At 53.7% G+C, this 19,571-nt stretch carries 16 protein-coding genes; 7 read left to right on the forward strand and 9 right to left on the reverse strand.

Translation table 11 applies throughout. The annotated features are described in order from the left end of the window. The first annotated feature begins 9 nt into the window (after positions 1-9). The 6 genes from ACN28R_RS16365 to ACN28R_RS16390 all read left to right on the forward strand — a co-directional run bounded on the left by ACN28R_RS16365 (position 10) and on the right by ACN28R_RS16390 (position 8,090). Entirely contained in the window at positions 10-1,335 is a 1,326-nt protein-coding gene (locus ACN28R_RS16365) for an APC family permease (protein WP_095834957.1), read from the forward strand. Between the two features lie 877 nt (positions 1,336-2,212). After that, positions 2,213-2,755 (forward strand): YagU family protein, encoded by a 543-nt coding sequence (locus ACN28R_RS16370; protein ID WP_048636395.1) that lies wholly within the window; start codon positions 2,213-2,215, stop codon positions 2,753-2,755. Positions 2,756-2,974: 219 nt separating this feature from the next. Further along, a complete protein-coding gene (locus ACN28R_RS16375) occupies positions 2,975-4,603 on the forward strand; it encodes an ABC transporter substrate-binding protein (protein ID WP_183092089.1) in 1,629 nt (542 codons plus the stop codon). Next, a complete protein-coding gene (locus ACN28R_RS16380; RefSeq protein WP_048636396.1) occupies positions 4,584-5,543 on the forward strand; it encodes an ABC transporter permease in 960 nt (319 codons plus the stop codon). The genes ACN28R_RS16375 and ACN28R_RS16380 overlap by 20 nt, the downstream gene beginning before the upstream one ends. Then, on the forward strand, positions 5,533-6,399 hold the full coding sequence (locus ACN28R_RS16385; protein WP_095834958.1) for an ABC transporter permease: 867 nt from the start codon (positions 5,533-5,535) through the stop codon (positions 6,397-6,399). The genes ACN28R_RS16380 and ACN28R_RS16385 overlap by 11 nt, the downstream gene beginning before the upstream one ends. After that, positions 6,396-8,090: a dipeptide ABC transporter ATP-binding protein gene (locus tag ACN28R_RS16390; RefSeq protein ID WP_095834959.1), complete on the forward strand. Its 1,695-nt coding sequence runs from the start codon at positions 6,396-6,398 to the stop codon at positions 8,088-8,090. Before ACN28R_RS16385 ends, ACN28R_RS16390 begins: the two co-directional genes overlap by 4 nt. 63 nt (positions 8,091-8,153) lie before the next feature. Here the strand turns inward: ACN28R_RS16390 and ACN28R_RS16395 are convergent, their stop codons facing one another. The 6 genes from ACN28R_RS16395 to ACN28R_RS16420 all read right to left on the reverse strand — a co-directional run bounded on the left by ACN28R_RS16395 (position 8,154) and on the right by ACN28R_RS16420 (position 14,009). Next, complete coding sequence (locus ACN28R_RS16395) at positions 8,154-8,933, reverse strand: ABC transporter ATP-binding protein (RefSeq protein ID WP_095834960.1); 780 nt, start codon at positions 8,931-8,933, stop codon at positions 8,154-8,156. Then, positions 8,917-9,777, reverse strand: a complete 861-nt coding sequence (locus tag ACN28R_RS16400; RefSeq protein ID WP_095834961.1) for an ABC transporter ATP-binding protein — start codon at positions 9,775-9,777, stop codon at positions 8,917-8,919. The genes ACN28R_RS16395 and ACN28R_RS16400 overlap by 17 nt, the downstream gene beginning before the upstream one ends. Beyond that, the gene (opp1C, locus tag ACN28R_RS16405; protein WP_048636401.1) at positions 9,777-10,604 is read right to left on the reverse strand and encodes a nickel/cobalt ABC transporter permease; all 828 of its coding nucleotides are present in this window, start codon (positions 10,602-10,604) and stop codon (positions 9,777-9,779) included. Before opp1C ends, ACN28R_RS16400 begins: the two co-directional genes overlap by 1 nt. 1 nt (position 10,605) lies before the next feature. After that, complete coding sequence (gene opp1B, locus ACN28R_RS16410; RefSeq protein WP_048636402.1) at positions 10,606-11,538, reverse strand: nickel/cobalt ABC transporter permease; 933 nt, start codon at positions 11,536-11,538, stop codon at positions 10,606-10,608. A gap of 253 nt (positions 11,539-11,791) precedes the next feature. Continuing rightward, complete coding sequence (nikA, locus tag ACN28R_RS16415; RefSeq protein WP_053085508.1) at positions 11,792-13,393, reverse strand: nickel ABC transporter substrate-binding protein; 1,602 nt, start codon at positions 13,391-13,393, stop codon at positions 11,792-11,794. A gap of 268 nt (positions 13,394-13,661) precedes the next feature. Continuing rightward, the gene (locus ACN28R_RS16420; protein WP_095834962.1) at positions 13,662-14,009 is read right to left on the reverse strand and encodes a hypothetical protein; all 348 of its coding nucleotides are present in this window, start codon (positions 14,007-14,009) and stop codon (positions 13,662-13,664) included. Between the two features lie 197 nt (positions 14,010-14,206). Between ACN28R_RS16420 and mgtA the strand changes: the two genes are divergently transcribed. Beyond that, entirely contained in the window at positions 14,207-16,915 is a 2,709-nt protein-coding gene (mgtA, locus tag ACN28R_RS16425) for a magnesium-translocating P-type ATPase (RefSeq protein WP_048639685.1), read from the forward strand. Positions 16,916-17,028: 113 nt separating this feature from the next. Here mgtA and ACN28R_RS16430 read toward each other — a convergent pair whose 3' ends face one another. The 3 genes from ACN28R_RS16430 to ACN28R_RS16440 form a co-directional block, all read right to left on the reverse strand. Then, the gene (locus ACN28R_RS16430; RefSeq protein WP_095834963.1) at positions 17,029-17,841 is read right to left on the reverse strand and encodes a hypothetical protein; all 813 of its coding nucleotides are present in this window, start codon (positions 17,839-17,841) and stop codon (positions 17,029-17,031) included. A 336-nt stretch (positions 17,842-18,177) separates the two neighbouring features. Next, positions 18,178-18,657 (reverse strand): hypothetical protein, encoded by a 480-nt coding sequence (locus ACN28R_RS16435; protein ID WP_145957977.1) that lies wholly within the window; start codon positions 18,655-18,657, stop codon positions 18,178-18,180. 320 nt (positions 18,658-18,977) lie between these two features. Beyond that, entirely contained in the window at positions 18,978-19,208 is a 231-nt protein-coding gene (locus ACN28R_RS16440) for a hypothetical protein (RefSeq protein WP_145957978.1), read from the reverse strand. Positions 19,209-19,571 lie beyond the last annotated feature (363 nt).

Raw genomic sequence — 19,571 nt, forward strand, 5'->3', positions numbered from 1 at the left:
GGATGATATATGGTGATGAGAACAGTCAGTAGCTCAAAACTCTCCCTCTGGCAGGTCGTTATCATCGGAATTGCGTATATGACCCCCATGACGGTGTTCGATACATTCGGCATCGTTTCCGGCATTACCGAAGGCAGAGTCCCACTGGCGTACCTGATTGCACTGATTGCCATACTGCTCACCGCGCTCAGCTACGGAAGAATGGTGCGGGCATTTCCCGAAGCCGGTTCCGCTTACACCTACACCCGCAAAACCTGCGGCAATAGCGCCGGTTTTATGGTCGGCTGGTCTTCGCTGCTGGACTACATGCTCCTGCCGATGATTAATTCATTGCTGGCCGGCATCTACCTCAGATCGCTATTTCCCGCGTGTCCCCCCTGGATATGGATCGTCGGTTTTACCGCGCTGGTTACTTTTATCAACTGCCGTAATATCAAATTGCTGGCGAACCTGAATTTCCTATTCGTCGGCGCGCCCGTAGTTCTGATGGGCGTGTTCATCTTTCTGGTTATCCAGGGCGTCAGCCATCAATCAGGCAGCGACGCCGTCTGGACGCTGAAACCACTGATGAATGGCGATAGCAGCGTTATTCCCCTTATCAGCGGCGCCGCCGTTCTGTGCTTCTCTTTCCTCGGTTTTGACGCCGTCACCACCTTATCCAATGACAGCCACGAACCGCGCAAAACGATCCCGCGCGCCGTTTTCCTGACCGCCTTGCTGGGGGGAGTGATATTTTTTACCGCCGCCTGGTTTATCCAGCTCTATTTTCCGACCAACGCACAGTTTAAAAACCCATCCGAGGCGATGCCGGAAATTGTGCTTTACGTCGGCGGCGCTTTTTTCCAGTCTATTTTTCTGGTCGCCATTTTGATTAACACGCTGGCTTCCGCACTGGCGTCACACGCCAGCGCCGCACGTCTGCTGCACATCATGGGCCGCGACGGCATTTTCCCCGGCTCCTTTTTCAGCTATCTGCACCCGCGCTTCGGCAGTCCGGTATATTGCGTACTGTTTGTTGGCGGCCTATCGATGAGCGCCGTCTTTTTCGGCCTGGACACGGCAGTATCGCTGATAAGTTTCGGCGCGTTGGTGGCGTTTACCGCGGTGAATTTCTCCGTGATCGCCCTGTATGCCATCAGAGAGAAAAAATTGACCACCGGGAAAGATAAATTATTCAACCTGGTTCTGCCGTTGATGGGGATGGGAACGATCGGTTTCATGTGGATCAATCTGGACAAAGACTCCATGATCCTTGGCCTGATCTGGGCCATTCTCGGCATAGGTTGGCTAACCTGGTCCCGGCTCACCAAAAGGGAAGTGGTCTTTTCATCATGACGGGGCCGTACTGCGGAGCCGCTAACGAATTAGCCGGTTTTAATCAGAAAGGCTAAATATGCGAACCGCAGCACGGTTATGTCTTCTTTTGATCAAATAATATATTGCGTACGGAAAACGTCCCGCCCGCTTGCTGGTGTATTAGTTTTTTCTATTAACGGCGAGAAATCGACAACAAATAGTGCATAGATCTATTCAATTTACATAGCAGGGTTATTATCTTAAACAGTTATAACGTTAATAAAACCCGCTATTTTACCCCTTTAATGAAAAAATAATTTACAAAAATATACATTCAGAAATAATATATTTTCGTGATTTTTATTTATAGCTTAATTATCACCCGATTACCCCCACAGACCTTGTTAATATAAAATCGATCATAATTACCGATAGGTGTAATATCCCGGCTGAATAAGCTGTTATCCCGCCAGATTTCGAGAGGCGTTATTTTCAAAATGCTGGTTAATGCAAAATCGGCACCCTCAGGAAAACTGGCTCAGGCAAGTATTTATACTCTAAATAATTCGAGTTGCAGGAAGGCGGCGACGCAGCGAATCCCCAGGAACTTACACCAGTAAGTGACTGGGGTGAGTGACAAATCGGTCGGGAACCGATTTGAACGCCGCTTGCAGCGGCCCCGCAGGGGCGAGGCCCAGGGATGGGCCGAGTAACAAAGCCAACGCACATGCAACTTGAAGTATGACGAGTATACGTATTCGGGGTAAACCGGCATTACCCTGTACACAAGGGCCGGCGCTTATTCATTTCAGATATTGTTCTATTAGCTCATCAGTGTGATGTTTAGATCTGACTTAATTCCGAACAGGATTTGTACGGAATTAACCTGTTACCAGGTTATTTAGGAGAGAATAAAATGCAGTTACGCACCACTAAAGAAAAAATCCTGATGGCGATACTTATCGGGATAATTGCGGGCCTGGTTTGCGCCCTGGCTAAATTCGGCTGGGAGATACCGTTTCCACCAAGAACGCCCGCGCGTGATTTGACTAATCCGCCGCAGGAATTATTACAGCAGCTTGGTATGTCTTTTGAAATGTCTCACATTACCTACCTGTTTAACGGTAATGCAAGACCAATCATGAGCTTTATCATGCACTTTGGTTTCTCTATCAGCTTTTCCGTGCTTTATTGCATCATCGCCGAATTTAATCCGAAAATTAAACTCTGGCAGGGCGCTTTTTACGGTCTGGTTCTGCACATTGTCTTCCACATTTTCCTGCTGCCGCTGTTTGGCACCGTGCCGGCACCGTGGGATCAACCGTTTGCCGAACACTTCTCCGAACTCTTCGGCCACATGTTCTGCTTCTGGCTGGTGGAAATCGTCCGCCGCGATCTGCGTAACCGCATCACTCATGCGCCGGATCCTGAAGTTACCGCAGCTGAAGCCACCCGTTAATTTGCCCGCACCGCATCATCAGGCCACCTCCACAGGTGGCTTTTTTCCCCGCACGGCATCCATTTCCATTTCTTCCTTATAACCACCGGTAACGCTTCCCGTCGTTATATACTTTTTTGGCATTAAAAAGTATTTTTTGTACTTTTACACCCTTACGCCAACTCTCCTACAGTTACAGCAATATTAAGTTGGGCTAATGTAAATTCAAGGAATTAGGGAATGGAAAAAAAATCATCGGCCATGTGGTTTCCGTCGGCCAAACTCCTCTCCGTCGGCGCTTTATCACTGCTTTTCACCCTAACCCCCAGCGCATGGAGCGCAGAGAATAACGAACAACCGGTTCAGGGCGGCATACTCAATGTCGGGCTGGGCAGCGATACGCCAATCATCGATCCGCACATCACCGCCTATGGCGTAACGGCGCTGATCGCCCGCAACGTGGTGGATTCGCTGGTCGGCCAGGCGGAGGACAACAGCTTTACCCCCTGGCTGGCCGAGCGCTGGGAAATCAACGACGACAATACGTCCTACACCTTCTATCTGCGCAAAGACGTCACCTTCAGCGACGGCACCAAGCTGGATGCCGAAGCGGTAAAATACAACTTAGAGCGCATTCTCGATCCGAAAACCACCTCCAGCTACGCTAAATCGCTGTTAGGGCCGATCGACAACATCACCACGTCCGACGCCAACACGATCGTGATTCATTACTCTGCGCCGTTCGCGCCGCTGTTGCAGGGGCTGAGTCTGCCGTATCTGGGCATCCAGTCGCCGACTTATCTGAAGAAAACGCCGAATACCAGCAATACCGTCGTCGGCTCCGGCCCCTTTATTCTCGACTCCTTCGTCAAAGGCAGCGGCAGCAAGCTGAGTAAACGCGCGGATTACCACTGGGGGCCGGGTTACGCGAAACATACCGGTCCGGCGTATCTGGACGGCCTCACTTTTAAATATCTGCCGGAAGCCTCCGTCAGATTGGGCGCGTTGACCAGCGGCCAGATTCAGGCCATTGACGCCGTTCCGCCCGCGAATTTTCCCTCGGTGAAAAAGAATCCGCGTCTGGACGTGGTCACCTATGAAAACCCGGGCGTCAACCGCGTGCTCTACCTGAATACGACGAAAGGGCCGTTCCAGGATGTCAACGTTCGCAAGGCATTCCAGAGCGCGGCGGATACCGCGACGGCGGTGAAAGTGGCCTATTTCGGCACGCTGAAAGCGGCGGATAACGTTGTCGGTCCGGCAACGCTCTATTACGACCCGACGGTAAAATCGCGCTGGGGATTCGATCTGCAAAAGGCCAACCAATTGCTGGATAACGCGGGCTGGAACAGCAAAGACAGCGAGGGCTATCGTCAGAAAGACGGCAAACGCCTGACGGTCACTTTCGTCTACGCCACGACCAACGTCGAAGCCGCCGACGTCACGCTGTTCCAGGCGATTCAGTATCAGGTCAAACAGGCCGGATTCGATCTGAAGCTCGCTCCGCTGGATGTGGGCGAGTTCTCCACCCGAACCAATGCCAATGACTATGATATCGCCTCCAATTTCTTCGTCCGCGCCGAGCCAGATATTCTGCGCACGGTGTTTGATTCCGCCTACGCGCCGCCCAACGGCAACAACTTCGCGCGGATCGGCTCGCTGGACGAGAAACTGAGAAGAGCGGTGGGCGCCGGCGACGCCGAACGTAAACAGCTCTATACCGACATTCAGCGTGAAATCATCGATCAGGCCTATGTTCTCCCGGTCTATATTCCGGCTTACCAACTCGGTCTGTCGAAACAGGTACAAGGAGTAAGCTGGGCGACCAATGCAAAACCGAATTTCTACGATGTCTGGATTAAACGCTAATCTGGCGGGATACGCTAAACGTCTGCTCACCATTCTGGCCGTGCTCTGGGGCGCGGCCACATTGACGTTTATTGCCGTCAAACTCATTCCCGGCGATCCCATCGCCATTCTCAGCGGCGGCGACAATGTGGTGGATGACGCATACCGCGCCGAACTGACCCGCCAATTCGGTCTCGATCGGCCGCTGTGGATACAGTATCTGCGTTATTGCGCCCAGGCGTTGCAGGGCGATTTCGGCATTAGCTACCAGTATCGGCAGCCGGTGCTGCCGGTCATCGCCGACGCCATGCGCGAAACGCTGCCGCTGGCGCTCGGCGGAATAACGCTGGCGCTGATATTGGCCGTTGTCAGCGCGCTGGTCACCGCGGGGCGCTATCACGGACTGCGGCGCGCGGTTTCCTGGCTGGAGCTGACGCTGCTCAGCACGCCGGTGTACTGGATTGGCATCGTGCTGCTGAGTATCTTCAGCTTTCATTTGCAATGGTTTCCGGTAACCGGCAATGACGGGTTGATATCGCTGGCGCTGCCGGTGATCACGCTTAGCCTGCCGCTGGCGGCCATCCTGAGTCAGGTGCTGCGGGACGGGCTGGAAGAGGCGTTGTCCCAGCCGTTCGCCCTTACCGTACGGACCCGTGGCGTGAGCGAAACCTGGCTGCGCATTCGCCACGCGCTGCGCCATGCGGCGCTGGCGGCGTCAACGCTGACTGGTACGCTATTGGCCGGAGTGCTTGCCGGTTCGGTATTAACCGAAACGGTTTTCGGACGCGCCGGTATCGGGCAGATTACGCTGCAGGCGATTGAAACGCGCGATATGCCGCTGGTGCTGGGCATCGTGATGCTGTCCGCCTTGCTGTTTGTGGTGATCAACCTGTTGGTGGACGCCCTGTATCTGATTATCGATCCCCGTTTGCGCAAAAAGGCGAACGCCCATGAGCAGTGAACCCATGATACTTCCCCGAACGCCGTCGCGCGTCACCTACCGCAACCCGTGGCTGGCGCTCCCGACGTTGCTGCCGGCGGCGATTGTTGTGCTGTTGGTGCTGGCGGTGTTTTTCCCCGCGCTGTTCACCAGCCGCACCGCTGATGAAATGGATATGGCGTCCATACTTCAACCCCCGAGCTGGGATCACTGGTTTGGCACCGATCCATTAGGGCGCGACGTATTTTCCCGGGTGATCCACGGCACCTCGCTGTCGCTGAGCATCGGCGTCGGCGCCATGTTGATCGCCTGCTTTGGCGGCGTGCTGTTCGGTACGCTGTCGGTACTGTCTCCGGCGCCGATCCGTGCGATTCTGGTACGCCTGTTGGATATTATGCTGGCCTTCCCCGATCTGCTGCTGGCGCTGCTGGTGATCGCGGTACTGGGGCGCGGGCCGGAAAACACGCTGCTGGCGGTGGGGCTGGCGGGCATCGCCGGCTATGCGCGGCTGGTAAGGTCGCAGGTGCTTCAGGTTCGGCTTTCCGGCTACGTGGAACACGCTATTGCGTTGGGCGAACGCCCGTTGTATATCGTCGGGCGGCATATCATCCCCAATACCCTGCGCCCGCTGCTGATCGTGGCGACCATCGGTGTCGGCCATGCGATCCTGTCCGCTTCCGCGCTCAGTTTCCTGGGATTGGGCGTGGTTCCGCCCACGGCCGAATGGGGCGCGCTGCTGGCCGACGGCCGCAACTTTCTGGATATCGCGCCCTGGGTCAGCCTGTTCCCGGCCACCGTGGTGGCGATTTCCGTCATTGCCATCACCCTGCTGGGGCGACGTTTACAAACTATTTTGGCAAAAGGCGGCGCGTCATGAATCATCACCACGCGAGTCACCCCGACACAAGCTCCGCCGTTCAACCGCTGCTCAACGTACAGGGGCTGAGCGTCACTTTCCCCGGCGGCGAACAGGGGCCGGTGGAGTCGGTAAAAAATCTCACGTTTCAGGTTAACCCCGGAGAAATTCTGGCGCTGGTCGGCGAATCGGGTTCGGGAAAATCGGTTACCGCACGCTCGCTGGTCGGGCTGGCCGGCGAACACGCCGATGTTCGCGCCGGCGCCATCGATCTGCGGCGTCACGACGGCAGCCGCTGCGATCTGCGCTACCTGACCGATCGTGACTGGCGGCATATCCGCGGCCGCGAGATTGGCTTTATTTTGCAGGATGCGCTGGTATCTCTCGATCCGCTGCGCAAGATCGGCCAGGAGATCGCCGAACCGATCCTCACTCACAGTCTGCTGCCGCGCGCGGAAGTTGCCGGCCGGGTCGCCGAGCTATTGGCGCAGGCGGGCATTCCCGATCCGGTCAACCGCGCGGCCCAGTACCCGCACGAACTTTCCGGCGGTTTACGCCAGCGGGCGCTGATCGCCTCCGCGCTGGCCGGCGGCCCCCAGTTGCTGATCGCAGACGAACCGACCACCGCGCTGGACGCCACCGTGCAGCAGCAGGTACTGAAGGTCTTCACTGCGCTGGCGCAGGCTGGTCACGGCGTGCTGCTGATCACCCACGATCTGGCGGTCGTTTCCCAGGTGGCGGATCGCGTGATCGTGATGCAGAAAGGCGCACTGGTGGAGAGTGGAACGGTCAGTCAGGTGCTTGCGGCGCCCGAACATCCCTATACCCGCCGGTTGCTGGCCGCGATCCCGACCGCCGCAACGCGCGGGAAGTGGCTGGCGGGCGAAAATCCGCTACGCGATATTCCGGCCGGTATTTTGTCATCGGTGCTCTCCGGCGATAGAACGCTATCGGACGTCGCCCTGAAAGCGGAGGGGGTGTCCGTTGCCTTCACCCGCCCCGACGGCAGCAGAATGGATGCGGTAAAACAGGTTTCGTTGCAGGTAGGACGCGGAGAAACCCTGGGCATTGTCGGCGAATCCGGTTCGGGAAAAACCACGCTGGGGAAAATTATTCTGGCCTTGCAGAAGCCGGATCGCGGCGAGGTATTGCTGTCGGATCGTCCCTGGAGCGCATTGTCGGAACGTGAGCGCCGGCCGTTGCGCGCGCGGATTCAGACCATCACGCAGGATCCGCTCAGCTCGTTCGATCCCCAGTTCACCGTGGAGAAGATCCTGCGCCAGCCGCTGCGCCTACGCCCCGATCTCAGCCCGGCGGACCAACAGCAGCGGATCCTGACCCTGCTAACGCTGGTCGGGTTGACGCCGGACCTGCTGTCCCGGCGGCCGACCGCGCTTTCCGGCGGTCAGCGCCAGCGCGTGTCGATCGCCCAGGCGCTGGCCTCCGAACCAGATATTCTGATTTGTGATGAACCGGTGTCGGCGCTGGACGTCACCACGCAGGCCCAGGTATTGGATCTGCTGGTGGCGCTACAGCGCCAGTTGCGGCTTTCCATGCTGTTTATCTCGCACGATCTCGGCGTGGTACAGCACATGAGCCACCGTATTGCGGTGATGAAAGACGGTGAAATCGTTGAAACCGGCGATGTCGAGCAGATATTCAGCCAGCCGCGACATCCGTATACGCGGCTATTACTGTCGACCGTACACTAACCCGGACACGCCTGAACGAAGACCTGTCCGGCGCAGGAAAACGCCGGACATTGCCGACGCCGATTAAAACGCCATTACCGCCTGTAAAAGATTGCGGGCATAGGGATGCTGAACCCGCCCCAGCGTCGTGATGTCATCAACCCGCTCAATGATACTGCCCTGCTGGAGAAAAACGACCCGCTGACACAAATAGGTAATCGCCGTCAGATCGTGGCTGATAAACAGATAGGTCAGCCCCAGTTGCTGGCGCAGGTCGGCCAGCAAATCCAGGATCTGAACCTGTACGGTGACGTCCAGCGCGCTGACCGCCTCATCCAGCACCATGAAATCAGGCTTGCTGGCGATGGCTCTGGCGATACAGACCCGCTGCATCTGCCCGCCGCTGAGCTGATGGGGAAAACGCTCGCACACATCGCCCGTCAGCCCGACCTGTTCCAGCAGCGCGATAACCTGCCGCCGCACGTCATCGCGCCGGGTCACGCCCTGTACCCATAGCGGTTCAGACACAATGGCCAACACGTTCATAAAGGGATTGGCGGACGAGGTATAGTCCTGAAAAACCGCGCTGACGCGCGCAGGTTTTTTACGCCGCGACTGCCAGAAGCGCAGCGGCGCGTACAGCGGCTGACCGGCTAACCTGACCTGCCCGCTTTTCGGCGCTTCCAGCCCCAGCAGAATACGCCCCAGAGTACTTTTGCCGCTGCCGCTCTCGCCGATAATGCCCAGGCATTCGCCCGCCCGAACGCTGAACGACACGCCATTCAATACGGGTATCCATTTACCGCCGTCATCCTGAGAACGGTAGCTGTGATGGATATCGCTCACTTCAACCAACGCGTTCACTGATTATCTCCCGGCATTGTACTTCCCGATCGTTTTGCGACATGTTGACCAACGTCTGATAGCGCCGCTGCAACGCCTGACGCGACGCCACCAGATAGCGGGTATGCCGGTGCTGAGGCTGGCGCAGCACCTGCTGCACGTCACCCTGTTCCACCGCCCGCCCCTGGTGCATCACCAGTACCCGATCGGCAATATGATTCACCACGCCGAAATCGTGTGAGATAAAAATCAAGGTGGTGCCCAGGCGCTCACGGATCGCGCGAAATTCCTGCATGATGTCGTACTGCGTGACCGAATCGAGCGCGGTGGTCGGCTCGTCGGCAATCAGCAACTGCGGCTCCAGCGCCAAGGCGATGGCGATCATCACCCGTTGCAGCATGCCGCCGCTAATCTGGCTGGGATATTTATCAAATAGCCGCGCGGCGTCACGCAGCCGGACCAATCGCATCATCTCCAACGCCAACTCGCGCGCGGCACGTTTGTCCAACGCCAGATGCACGCGAAATGTCTCCACCATCTGGCCGCCGAGCGTCTGCAAGGGATCGAATGCGCTCATCGGATGCTGCAGGATGATGCCGATGGTTTTACCCCGCAGACGGCGCATCGCATCCGGCGTCTGCGTCAATAGATCCGTGCCATTCAGCCAGGCCTGTCCCGACTGGGTAAACTGTCCGCCCAGCAGCCCCATAAGGGCGCGGCAGGTCAGACTTTTACCGCTGCCGCTTTCGCCGACGATCCCGAGGCAGGCATGGCGAGGCAGCGAAAAAGAGATATCATGCAGCAGGCGTTTGCCGCCGGATGCCAGCCCGACCTGCAAATTCTCTACCCGTAATAGATCGCTCATCAGTGAGACTCCCTAGGGTCCAGCGCATCGCGCAAACAGTCGCCCAATAGATTAAATGCCGCCACCACAATCAGGATCGCCAGCCCCGGCGGCAGCATTTGCGTCGGATGGTTCATCATCACTTTCTGCGCTTCGCTTAACATGGTGCCCCACTCCGCCGTCGGCGCCTGCACGCCAAGCCCGAGGAATGACAGCGCGGAGATATTCAGGATCACCCAGCCGGTATCCAGCGTCGCCAGCACCACGATTTCCGATAGCGTATTCGGCAACAGGTGACGCCGCAGGATAAACCACAGCGGCGTACCGCTGGCGCGTGAGAACAGGATATAGCTTTTTTGACTATGTTTGATAACGATCCCGCGGATCATGCGGGTATACCACGCCCATTTCACCAGAATATTGGCCAGGATCACGTTAAAGATCCCGACGCCAAGGATCCCGACAATCGCCAGGATCATAATCTGGCTGGGAAACGACAGCATGATGTCGCAACAGCGCATCATGACTTCATCCAGCCGGCCGCGAAAATAACCGGATAAGAAACCAAAAAGGCTGCCGATCATAATCGTGACGGCCATCGTCAGCAGCGCCAGAAAAAGCGTGGTCTGAACGCCGAACATCAGGCGAGACAGCACGCAGCGCCCCAAATGGTCGGAACCCAGGGGAAAGCGGGCGCTAAAGTCGGCGTATTTGCGCGCGATATTGATTTTATTCGGATCGTTGGGCGCCAGCCATGGCGCAAAAATACCGATCAGAACCACCGTCACGATAACCAATAAGCACAGCAGCGCGACTTTATCGCGCAACAGTTTTTGATAAAACAGCATATTATCCCTCTTGCCGTAGAGCAGGATCCATCCAGCGCTGAATGATATCGACCAATAGATTGCAGATCACAAACAGCACGCCCATCATCAGAATGTAAGCCTGAATCACCGGATAATCGCGGCTGAAAATCGCCGAAATACATAAGCGCCCCACCCCCGGCCAGGCAAAGATGTTTTCTATAATCACCGCCCCGGCCAGCAGTTGCGGAATGCTCATTCCCAGCGCGGTAATACTGCTATGCAGCGAGTTTTTCAGCACATGGCGCAGGATGATGCTTTTCTCAGCCAGCCCGCGCGCACGCGCATAATAGACGTAATACTGCTGCATATTTTCCAGCATATTGTTGCGAATCAGCCGGATATAGATGGCGATGTAAACCATGGACAGCGTGACCGCCGGCAGAATGATATGTGAAAACGTGCCGCTGCCGCTGGTCGGCAGCAGATCCCATGACAGGGAGAACCACCAAATGAACAATAATCCGAGCCAGTAGCTGGGCATCGCCGTTCCGAGAAACACCAGCGTGCGGATCAGGCGATCGAAAACGCTGTTTTTATAGACCGCGCTCAATACCCCCAGCGGCACGCTGACGCACAGGATAATAACCAGCGACAATGCGGCAAGCGCCAGCGTCGCCGGCAGACAGCGGGCAAGCTCATCCAGCACCAGACGGTTATTAATGTAGGAATAGCCGAAATCCAGCCGAATGGCATCAAACAGCCAATAGACATAGCGGACCAGAAAAGGACGATCCAGCCCCAGTTGCTGACGCATCTCGGCGATGGACTCCGGGGTCGGGATGATCTCATTGACCCGTAGAGCGACTTCCGCCGGATCGGCCGGCACCAGATTCAATAATAAAAAAGACAGAAATGAGATACCCAGCAAAATCGGTAACGTCAGCAAGAGACGGCGACAGATATATCTTTTCACAAAAAGACCTATAATTTCGCAGATTCATCAATGAGATATATCCCTCCTCTTTCATGTTCCCGCCAAATGGGAGACGGAAAAATTCGGGATATAAACCGCAGACCGACAAGCCGGCCTGACGCAGCCTTCAGCCCGGCAAACCTGTCTGTGAAGCCGAGATACTCGGGGCGAGTAATAATTGGCTTTGTCATCAGTCTGGGCTTTTGCTTACGGACAACGGCGATATCAGGCGCCCCTGTCAACCGGCCGTTCGTTAATCGCGATACATGCGATCAAACGGGATCTCAAATTGTGATGGATTGAAATCTACGCCTTTCAGATCGTTCACATAAACGGCCCGATTACGCTCATAGGTCAAAGGAATATAAACGGCCTCATCATGCAACGTCGTCAGCACATAGCGGTATAACTCCCGCCGTTCCTTTTCATCGGTGGTAATCAGGGCATGGCTGATACTGCTATCAATCTGCTGTTTCTGCGCCAGCCCCTGCTGAGCCGCATAGTCGCCGTAAACCGGCAATTTCATGCCGGATAAGAATGACTGCGGATCGTACGGCGTTCCCCAGGAGATATTAAACACGATGTCGAATTTACCGGCTTTCTGACGGTCACGATAAGCCTGCTCTTCTTCGCCATGCAGTTTCAGCTCAATTCCCAGCGCCGAGAATTCATTTTGCAGGTACTCGGCAATCACTTTTTGCGAGGCGGTGTTGCTGTCGTAGTAGATAGTGATCGAGAGCGGCTTACCGTCCTTCTGCCGCCAGGACTGTCCGCTTTTCTGCACCCAGCCCGCCGCATCCAGCAGCTTTTTAGACTGCTCCAGATCGTAGTCATACGGTTTCAGTTCGATATTGCTGTACGGCACGTTTTTCGCCAGCAGCGTATCGGCGGGAACTTCACTGCCGTTAAAAATTCCTTCTGCAATATCGACTTTATTTACCGCGTGCTGCAACGCCTGACGTACCCGCACATCTTTCAAATTTTCCGACTGCGTATTAATCAGCAGCATGCGGGTCGAAACCGGCTCAGACAAACGGGTGGTGAACTTTTTGTCTTTGCTCAGTCGCGCAAAGGCATCGGCATCAATCATGTTTTTGCCGTAAATCAGCTCAATCTCTCCTTTCTGTAACGCCAGCAACCGGGTTTGATTGTCGGGGATGACTTTCATCACCACTTTTTCCAGCTTCGGCTTTTCACCCCAGTAGTGTGGATTAAGCGTAAACACCGAATATTCATCGGTTTTATGTTCGCTCAGAACATAGGGCCCGGTGCCGATGTAGGCGTTAACGCCGTGCTTGGTTCCGCCATCTTTCATCGCCGCCGGGGAAATAAAACGCATCGGACGCGTCACCGCCAGTTCGACCAGAAACGGATAGTAGGGCTCTTTCAGCGTAACGCGCAGTTGGCGTTCATCCAGGGCTTCAACCTTGTCAATGATGCGCACCATTTCCAGCCAGCCATGGCGTTCCCGGTTATCCAGCACCGCATCAATATTCTGCTTCGCGCTCTGCGCATTGAATGCGGCCCCATCGCTGAACTTCACATCGGAGCGCAGCGTAAAGGTATACACCTTGCCATCGGCGGATGTTTCCCACTTTTCGGCCAGCCAGGGCTGGATCCCTTGTGGAGTCACTTTCACCAGTGATTCATACAACATGTTCTGTGCCCAGATCTCGCCGGAGTAGATATGCGGGTTGAGATCGCGGGTATCGCGGAAATTAGCAAAAGTCAGAGACTGGGAGTCTTGCGCGTTAACCGGACTGGCAAACAAAGGGGAGAGACAGAACAACAGGGAGAGAATGAACCGAGGGGATTTGCTTTTTCCATTATGCATAGCCGATTTTAATTCAAACATAGTAATGATCCATTTACCAAATAAGCGCCGCAGCGCGGAAACAATGTATGTAAACCGTCCATATCCGGACAGAGAAAAATGATACTTATTATCATTTTAAAAACCATGATTTTGCGCAGAGAAATTGAACAGAAATCGTGCTGAGCGCGTATCCGGCACCTGACCCGCCACCGGTCTTATTACCATCTGATCTCGCAACCCGCTATCCCCTGGCGATCCCGCTATAAAGCCTTTGTGAAACGTTGAAGATTGGTTTAGAAAACCGGGTTTACAAAATAATTTTACATGGATATAGTTTTGCCACTTTTTTAGCGGAGAACCCTCTTGGACATACCAGGTTTTCGAACCCAACGTCGTTTGCAAAATCAATCGGATTTGCAAACCCAATAACGGGCAAGCTAACACCTCTCTTCTGATTTGTTGCTTGCCAAAAACCGGCGGGCGGCATCACTCCTTTTTTTCGGGCTGTTGCATCCCCTGAATAACGCGGCGCCATTGTGGCGTAACAGCGGTCGCTGATATTGCGTCCGATGTTTTCCGTCAAAAAAATACTGGCTCTCTCACTGAGCCGGCCGTTAAACACGCGCTCACCCTGGCGGTGATAAGGAGACAACATGGACGAGCACCCCAGATTATCCGATAAATCGCGTCGGTCGGAATAACAGGCACCGTCTTTTCTAAACCCTCTGCTGTTCGCCTCTTTTCCGTCCGCTACGCCTCATCATTTTCAATCCGCCTTTACGTCCCTTTATCCGGGGATGCGCGCCCGTGCGCGGCGGACAGGCAAAAAATCAGCATGACAGAGATGATCAAATGACTGAAATGATCAACCAAACGGCAAACCGCCGTCATCAACCGAAAGCGACGGCCGCATTCGCCATCGCCCGCGAAGCGCAAAACAGCCTCGATCAAACGCTGGCCAATATGAATACCCATCTTCATGGCCTGACTAACGACGACGTCGTCGATCGCCAACAGACCTACGGCGAAAACCGGGTAGCGCATGAAAAAGCGCCGCATGCGCTGGTGCAGCTGTTGTCCGCGTTCAATAACCCATTCATCTATGTGCTGATGGCGCTGGCCGTCATCAGCTTTGTTACCGATTATTGGCTGCCCAGGCAGCAGGGTGAAGAGACGGAACTGACCGGCGTCATCATCATCCTGGTGATGGTCAGCCTGAGCGGTCTGCTGCGTTTCTGGCAAGAGTTCCGCACCAACAAAGCGGCGGAAGCCCTGAAGTCAATGGTGCGAACCACCGCAACCGTACTGCGCCGGAAGACGGAAAACGCCTCGCCGGAACGCCTGGAAATTCCGCTCCAGCAACTGGTGCCGGGCGATATTCTGTTTCTTTCGGCGGGCGATATGGTCCCGGCCGACGTGCGCCTGATCGAATCACGCGATCTGTTCGTCAGTCAGGCGGTACTGACCGGGGAATCGCTGCCGATTGAAAAATATGACGTTTTCAGCGATATCCACGCCAAATCCAGTCAGCCGGAAAGCGGCGGCGAACATGACCTACTGTCGCTATCCAACATCTGTCTGATGGGCACCAATGTCTCCAGCGGCACCGCAACCGCCGTGGTGGTCGCCACCGGCAACCAAACCTATTTTGGTTCGTTGGCAAAATCCATTGTCGGCACCCGTTCCCAGACCGCGTTCGACCGCGGCGTAAACAGCGTCAGCTGGCTGCTGATCCGCTTTATGGTGGTGATGGTGCCGGTGGTGCTGTTGATTAACGGCTTTACCAAAGGCGACTGGATGGAAGCCAGCCTGTTCGCATTGGCCGTCGCCGTGGGATTAACTCCGGAAATGCTGCCGATGATAGTTTCATCCAACCTGGCAAAGGGCGCCATCGCCATGGCGCGGCGTAAGGTGGTGGTTAAACGCCTGAACGCTATCCAGAACTTCGGCGCGATGGATGTGCTTTGCACCGATAAAACCGGCACCTTGACGCAGGATCGCATCATTCTTGAGCATCACCTCAACATCCACGGTCACAACGACGAAGAGGTGTTGCAGCTCGCCTGGCTCAACAGCGCGTACCAAAGCGGTATGAAAAACCTGATGGATAACGCAGTTATCTATTTCGGGCGCGATAAACCGGCGCTCGCCGCACTGGGGCGCTATCGCAAAATCGACGAACTGCCATTTGATTTTATCCGCCGCCGCCTGTCCATCGTGGTGGCGGATGAAAACAACCGTCAGCGTCTGATCTGTAAAGGCGCGGTGGAAGAGATGCTGGCCATTGCCACGCATGTGTCTGAAAACGGGCAGCGATTTGAGCTGGATGAGCCCCGCCGCGCAGCCTTGCAGGCACTGGCGGAAAATTACAACCAGCAGGGCTTCCGCGTGCTGATGATTGGGGTACGTGAGTTCGGCGTCGTTGGCGGCACGTTGCCGCTAAGCGCCGACGATGAGCGCGATCTGGTGATCCACGGTCTGTTGACCTTCCTCGATCCGCCGAAGGAAAGCGCCGCTGGCGCGATCCGCGCGCTGCACGAAAACGGCGTAGCCGTTAAGGTGCTGACCGGCGACAACCCGATTATCACCAGTAAAATCTGCCGCGACGTTGGCCTGGAACCCGGCGAACCGCTGACGGGGGCGGAGATCGAAACGCTGAGCGACCAACAGTTATCCGTACTGGTGGAGCAACGCACGGTGTTTTCCCGACTGACGCCGCTGCAAAAATCGCGCGTGCTGAAAGCCTTGCAGGGCAACGATCACACCGTAGGTTTTCTCGGCGACGGCATTAACGACGCGCCGGCGCTGCGCGATGCCGATATCGGTATTTCTGTGGATACCGGTACCGATATCGCCAAAGAATCGGCCGACATCATCCTGTTGGAGAAGAACCTGATGGTGCTGGAGGAAGGCGTTATCAAAGGGCGCGAAACCTTCGGCAATATCATCAAATATCTGAACATGACCGCCAGCTCTAATTTCGGCAACGTATTTTCGGTGTTGGTCGCCAGCGCGTTTATCCCGTTCCTGCCGATGCTGGCGATTCATCTGCTGATTCAAAACCTGATGTACGATATCTCCCAGCTGTCGCTGCCGTGGGACAAAATGGACAAAGAGTTTTTGCGTAAACCGCGTAAGTGGGATGCCAAAAACATCGGCCGCTTCATGTTATGGATCGGACCGACATCGTCTATTTTCGACATCACCACCTATGCGCTGATGTGGTTCGTGTTCGCAGCCAATAGCGTGGAGCATCAGGCGCTGTTCCAGTCCGGCTGGTTTATTGAAGGGTTGCTGTCGCAAACGCTGGTGGTGCATATGTTGCGCACCCAGAAAATTCCCTTTATCCAGAGTACGGCGGCGCTTCCGGTAATGCTGATGACCGGCCTGGTGATGGCGCTGGGAATCTATATCCCGTTCTCGCCGTTGGGTACGCTGGTCGGGCTACAGCCATTACCGTGGGAATATTTCCCCTGGCTGGCGGCGACGCTGATTGGCTACTGCACCGTCGCGCAACTGGTGAAACGCGCCTATATCCGCCGCTTCGGCCAGTGGTTCTAACCACATACACTGGCGGGCACATTTTGCCCGCTGCTGATAATAAGGTGGCATAAACGTAAAAATCCCGGCAACGGTGAACAGAGCCGGGATTTTTTTAAAGAAATTATGCTGCGTTAACTGGAAAGAACCATTCTTAGCACCGCCGCCGACTGCTTTTGAGGTAAAGATAAAATCGACTTATAAAAATGCCGCATTATTTCGCACGCCTTTTTACGATCGACATTCTCAGCCTCCGGTTTAACGACCATCTGCAGATCATCGCCATATTGTAATTGCATCTGTTGTAAAATCGGTTGTAACGCCTGTTTGGCCGCTTCTATTTCCTGTGCTTTATTCACTGTTCTGGGCGTAATATAAGAAGCTGCGATTAAGTCATTATCAGCCTGCATACGCTGCTGCATAATTTCTTCGGGTAGTATTCTAATAGGATTAATGCCACCACTTACCGCCGGGAAAAGGAATTTGAAACAGAAATCGCCCCCATACGCTTGAATTTTTTCTATCTGTATAAGCATGTTATTCATCTGAGCAACGACCTTATCATCAGGAGCGTAATACAAACGTGATATCAAAAACGATGATATATCCATCTGTATAATATCGATCAGTTCTTGTTCACTTTTCCCTTCACGCTTTAGTCTGACCATTTTCCCTTGTAGTTGATTATAAAAAACCGGATCAGACTCTTTTATTGTTCGATAAACAGGAAGTTTACTCATGGCCGTTTCGGCCTGTCGTAATTCTTCAGAGAAGGTTTTACCCGGGAGTAAATAATTTACTCCCCAGAAATTCCACACTGCAATTATCGCAATAAATATAGCGACACCTGATATCTTGCCAATCCACTGCTTTCGCCTCATGGCGGTAATAAGAACCACAGCGATAACGCCTACAAACCCAGAAATAATGACATGTTGCCAGTTCATTTATCTTCCTTATAACAAAATATTTTATATATTCTAACCAATTGGCGTTACAGAACAAAATATTAGCCCTTATACGGGCGAAGCTCATTAATGATCCTCGTAACACGGCAAGTGAGGCAATTAACGGATCTTTAATTCAGCAGCTTCACGCCAGCATACGCACCGGCAATGCCCGCTGCTTCCGTAAATTTGAAGCAGAATCATTGCATTACCGCCCCACCCTTGTCCCTCGTACAGACCTACCCCATTCGGCATAGTCCCCGTCAGCAGCCAATGCATCCCATATTGCCGCTCTTCTTCCGTTACCGGGTTCAGCACATTTCCTGCACCATCGTGTTACAAGTATTCTTTTTTACCCAACATCGTTCTGTTGTAATGACACTCTTTAATGCTTACAGAAGGTGCTTCCTGGTTTTCCGAGATGTCATAAATAACAACGTCATTACCTTTAGTTTGAATTTCATAAGTATGCCCATCTTCTGCTGTAAATGAATTTTCAAATGTTCTCCCCAAATCTATGCCATACATACTTTTCTCATCGAAGCGCCACCATATTTTATACACTTGCCCGCTCTGAATAGTATATTCCAGATAACCCCGATTTAAAAAATCCTTAGAAGGAGGTTCTATCCCATTGACTCTTTTTGAATAACTGGTTTTTATACCCATTACGGCTACTTTTGATGTGAGTCCATATACCCCGTCTGATTTCATGCACCCTTCGGCAGGTAGCATTTTCTCCAGCCGAAAAGGTGTTGGCTGAAAAGAATTATCAACTCGAATGAAAGCCTTATCACTTCCTTGATAATCAGACATAGAACTACTCATATCCACAGAGCATCCAGAGATAAAAAATATAAATATCAAAATAAATGAATTACATTTCATACAACGTCTCCATATTAAAAATAAATTAAACACAAAATTATTTATTACCGATTTAGCGTCGAAATTTCTAACAGATATTTGAGTTAATGGATATCCAGGAAACCAATTCCCAGGGAATGTTTTTTTCCTTAGCCACTGAATTGGTCACTATGGCCTTACTGACCATGACGTCGGATCGTTAACATCGGCCATGACACGATCCCGACGGTTATATAGCCTTTCAAGAACTTGAGATCCTTACATCCCGGTTATCCAACGAACCGTATAGACAATCCGCCTTTAACATTCCATTTAGTTTCACCACTCAGAACAACCGGAGGGTCTGTCGCCAACATCTGTTGCAACTCTTCACGGTTTTCCTTATTCAACGCGTCGTACTTACGAATAACCGCATTACAGTCGTCACCAGAAGCTTTGCAAGCCGTCATGTCTTTATCACAAGCCCGAGCCTCATCAAAGCTCAGGAAATTATTCTCCATAATAACGCTTGCCGTTGAGAAACCGGCCATCGAATATTATTTTTATTTTATTATTCATTAAGTTAAATATAAATTTCGTCGGTACATTTCGATGCCCGCACAATCCCCTCCGACACGCTACCGCCCCGCCGTGGCCTCCCTGCCTGCAACGGCTACATCATAGCAGCATCGATTACCGCTGCCATTAGTCGTTTTAGTACTCAACCCTATCCGCTGACGTAGCTAAAAAAACACATTGCGAACGGCAGAGCACTATCCGTTACGTCCTCAACGGCGGTAAAAAGCCGCCCCGCCCGTTATCGCGTTGAGCGGGGTAAACTGGTGATCCGCATTGTGACTGAATGACAGATAAAAAAATCCCCG

This window comes from Brenneria goodwinii (assembly GCF_002291445.1).
Lineage (GTDB): Bacteria > Pseudomonadota > Gammaproteobacteria > Enterobacterales > Enterobacteriaceae > Brenneria > Brenneria goodwinii.

What these genes read in the sequence shown, in the direction of transcription:
- ACN28R_RS16370 (WP_048636395.1), top strand. Translation starts at nt 2,213, where the DNA reads ATGCAGTTACGCACCACTAAAGAAAAAATCCTGATGGCGATACTTATC.
- ACN28R_RS16400 (WP_095834961.1), bottom strand. Translation starts at nt 9,777, where the DNA reads ATGAGCGATCTATTACGGGTAGAGAATTTGCAGGTCGGGCTGGCATCC.
- mgtA (WP_048639685.1), top strand. Translation starts at nt 14,207, where the DNA reads ATGACTGAAATGATCAACCAAACGGCAAACCGCCGTCATCAACCGAAA.
- opp1C (WP_048636401.1), bottom strand. Translation starts at nt 10,604, where the DNA reads ATGCTGTTTTATCAAAAACTGTTGCGCGATAAAGTCGCGCTGCTGTGC.
- ACN28R_RS16375 (WP_183092089.1), top strand. Translation starts at nt 2,975, where the DNA reads ATGGAAAAAAAATCATCGGCCATGTGGTTTCCGTCGGCCAAACTCCTC.
- ACN28R_RS16385 (WP_095834958.1), top strand. Translation starts at nt 5,533, where the DNA reads ATGAGCAGTGAACCCATGATACTTCCCCGAACGCCGTCGCGCGTCACC.
- ACN28R_RS16420 (WP_095834962.1), bottom strand. Translation starts at nt 14,009, where the DNA reads ATGTTGTCTCCTTATCACCGCCAGGGTGAGCGCGTGTTTAACGGCCGG.
- ACN28R_RS16390 (WP_095834959.1), top strand. Translation starts at nt 6,396, where the DNA reads ATGAATCATCACCACGCGAGTCACCCCGACACAAGCTCCGCCGTTCAA.
- ACN28R_RS16430 (WP_095834963.1), bottom strand. Translation starts at nt 17,841, where the DNA reads ATGAACTGGCAACATGTCATTATTTCTGGGTTTGTAGGCGTTATCGCT.
- ACN28R_RS16440 (WP_145957978.1), bottom strand. Translation starts at nt 19,208, where the DNA reads ATGGAGAATAATTTCCTGAGCTTTGATGAGGCTCGGGCTTGTGATAAA.
- ACN28R_RS16365 (WP_095834957.1), top strand. Translation starts at nt 10, where the DNA reads ATGGTGATGAGAACAGTCAGTAGCTCAAAACTCTCCCTCTGGCAGGTC.
- ACN28R_RS16380 (WP_048636396.1), top strand. Translation starts at nt 4,584, where the DNA reads ATGTCTGGATTAAACGCTAATCTGGCGGGATACGCTAAACGTCTGCTC.
- ACN28R_RS16435 (WP_145957977.1), bottom strand. Translation starts at nt 18,657, where the DNA reads ATGTCTGATTATCAAGGAAGTGATAAGGCTTTCATTCGAGTTGATAAT.
- nikA (WP_053085508.1), bottom strand. Translation starts at nt 13,393, where the DNA reads ATGTTTGAATTAAAATCGGCTATGCATAATGGAAAAAGCAAATCCCCT.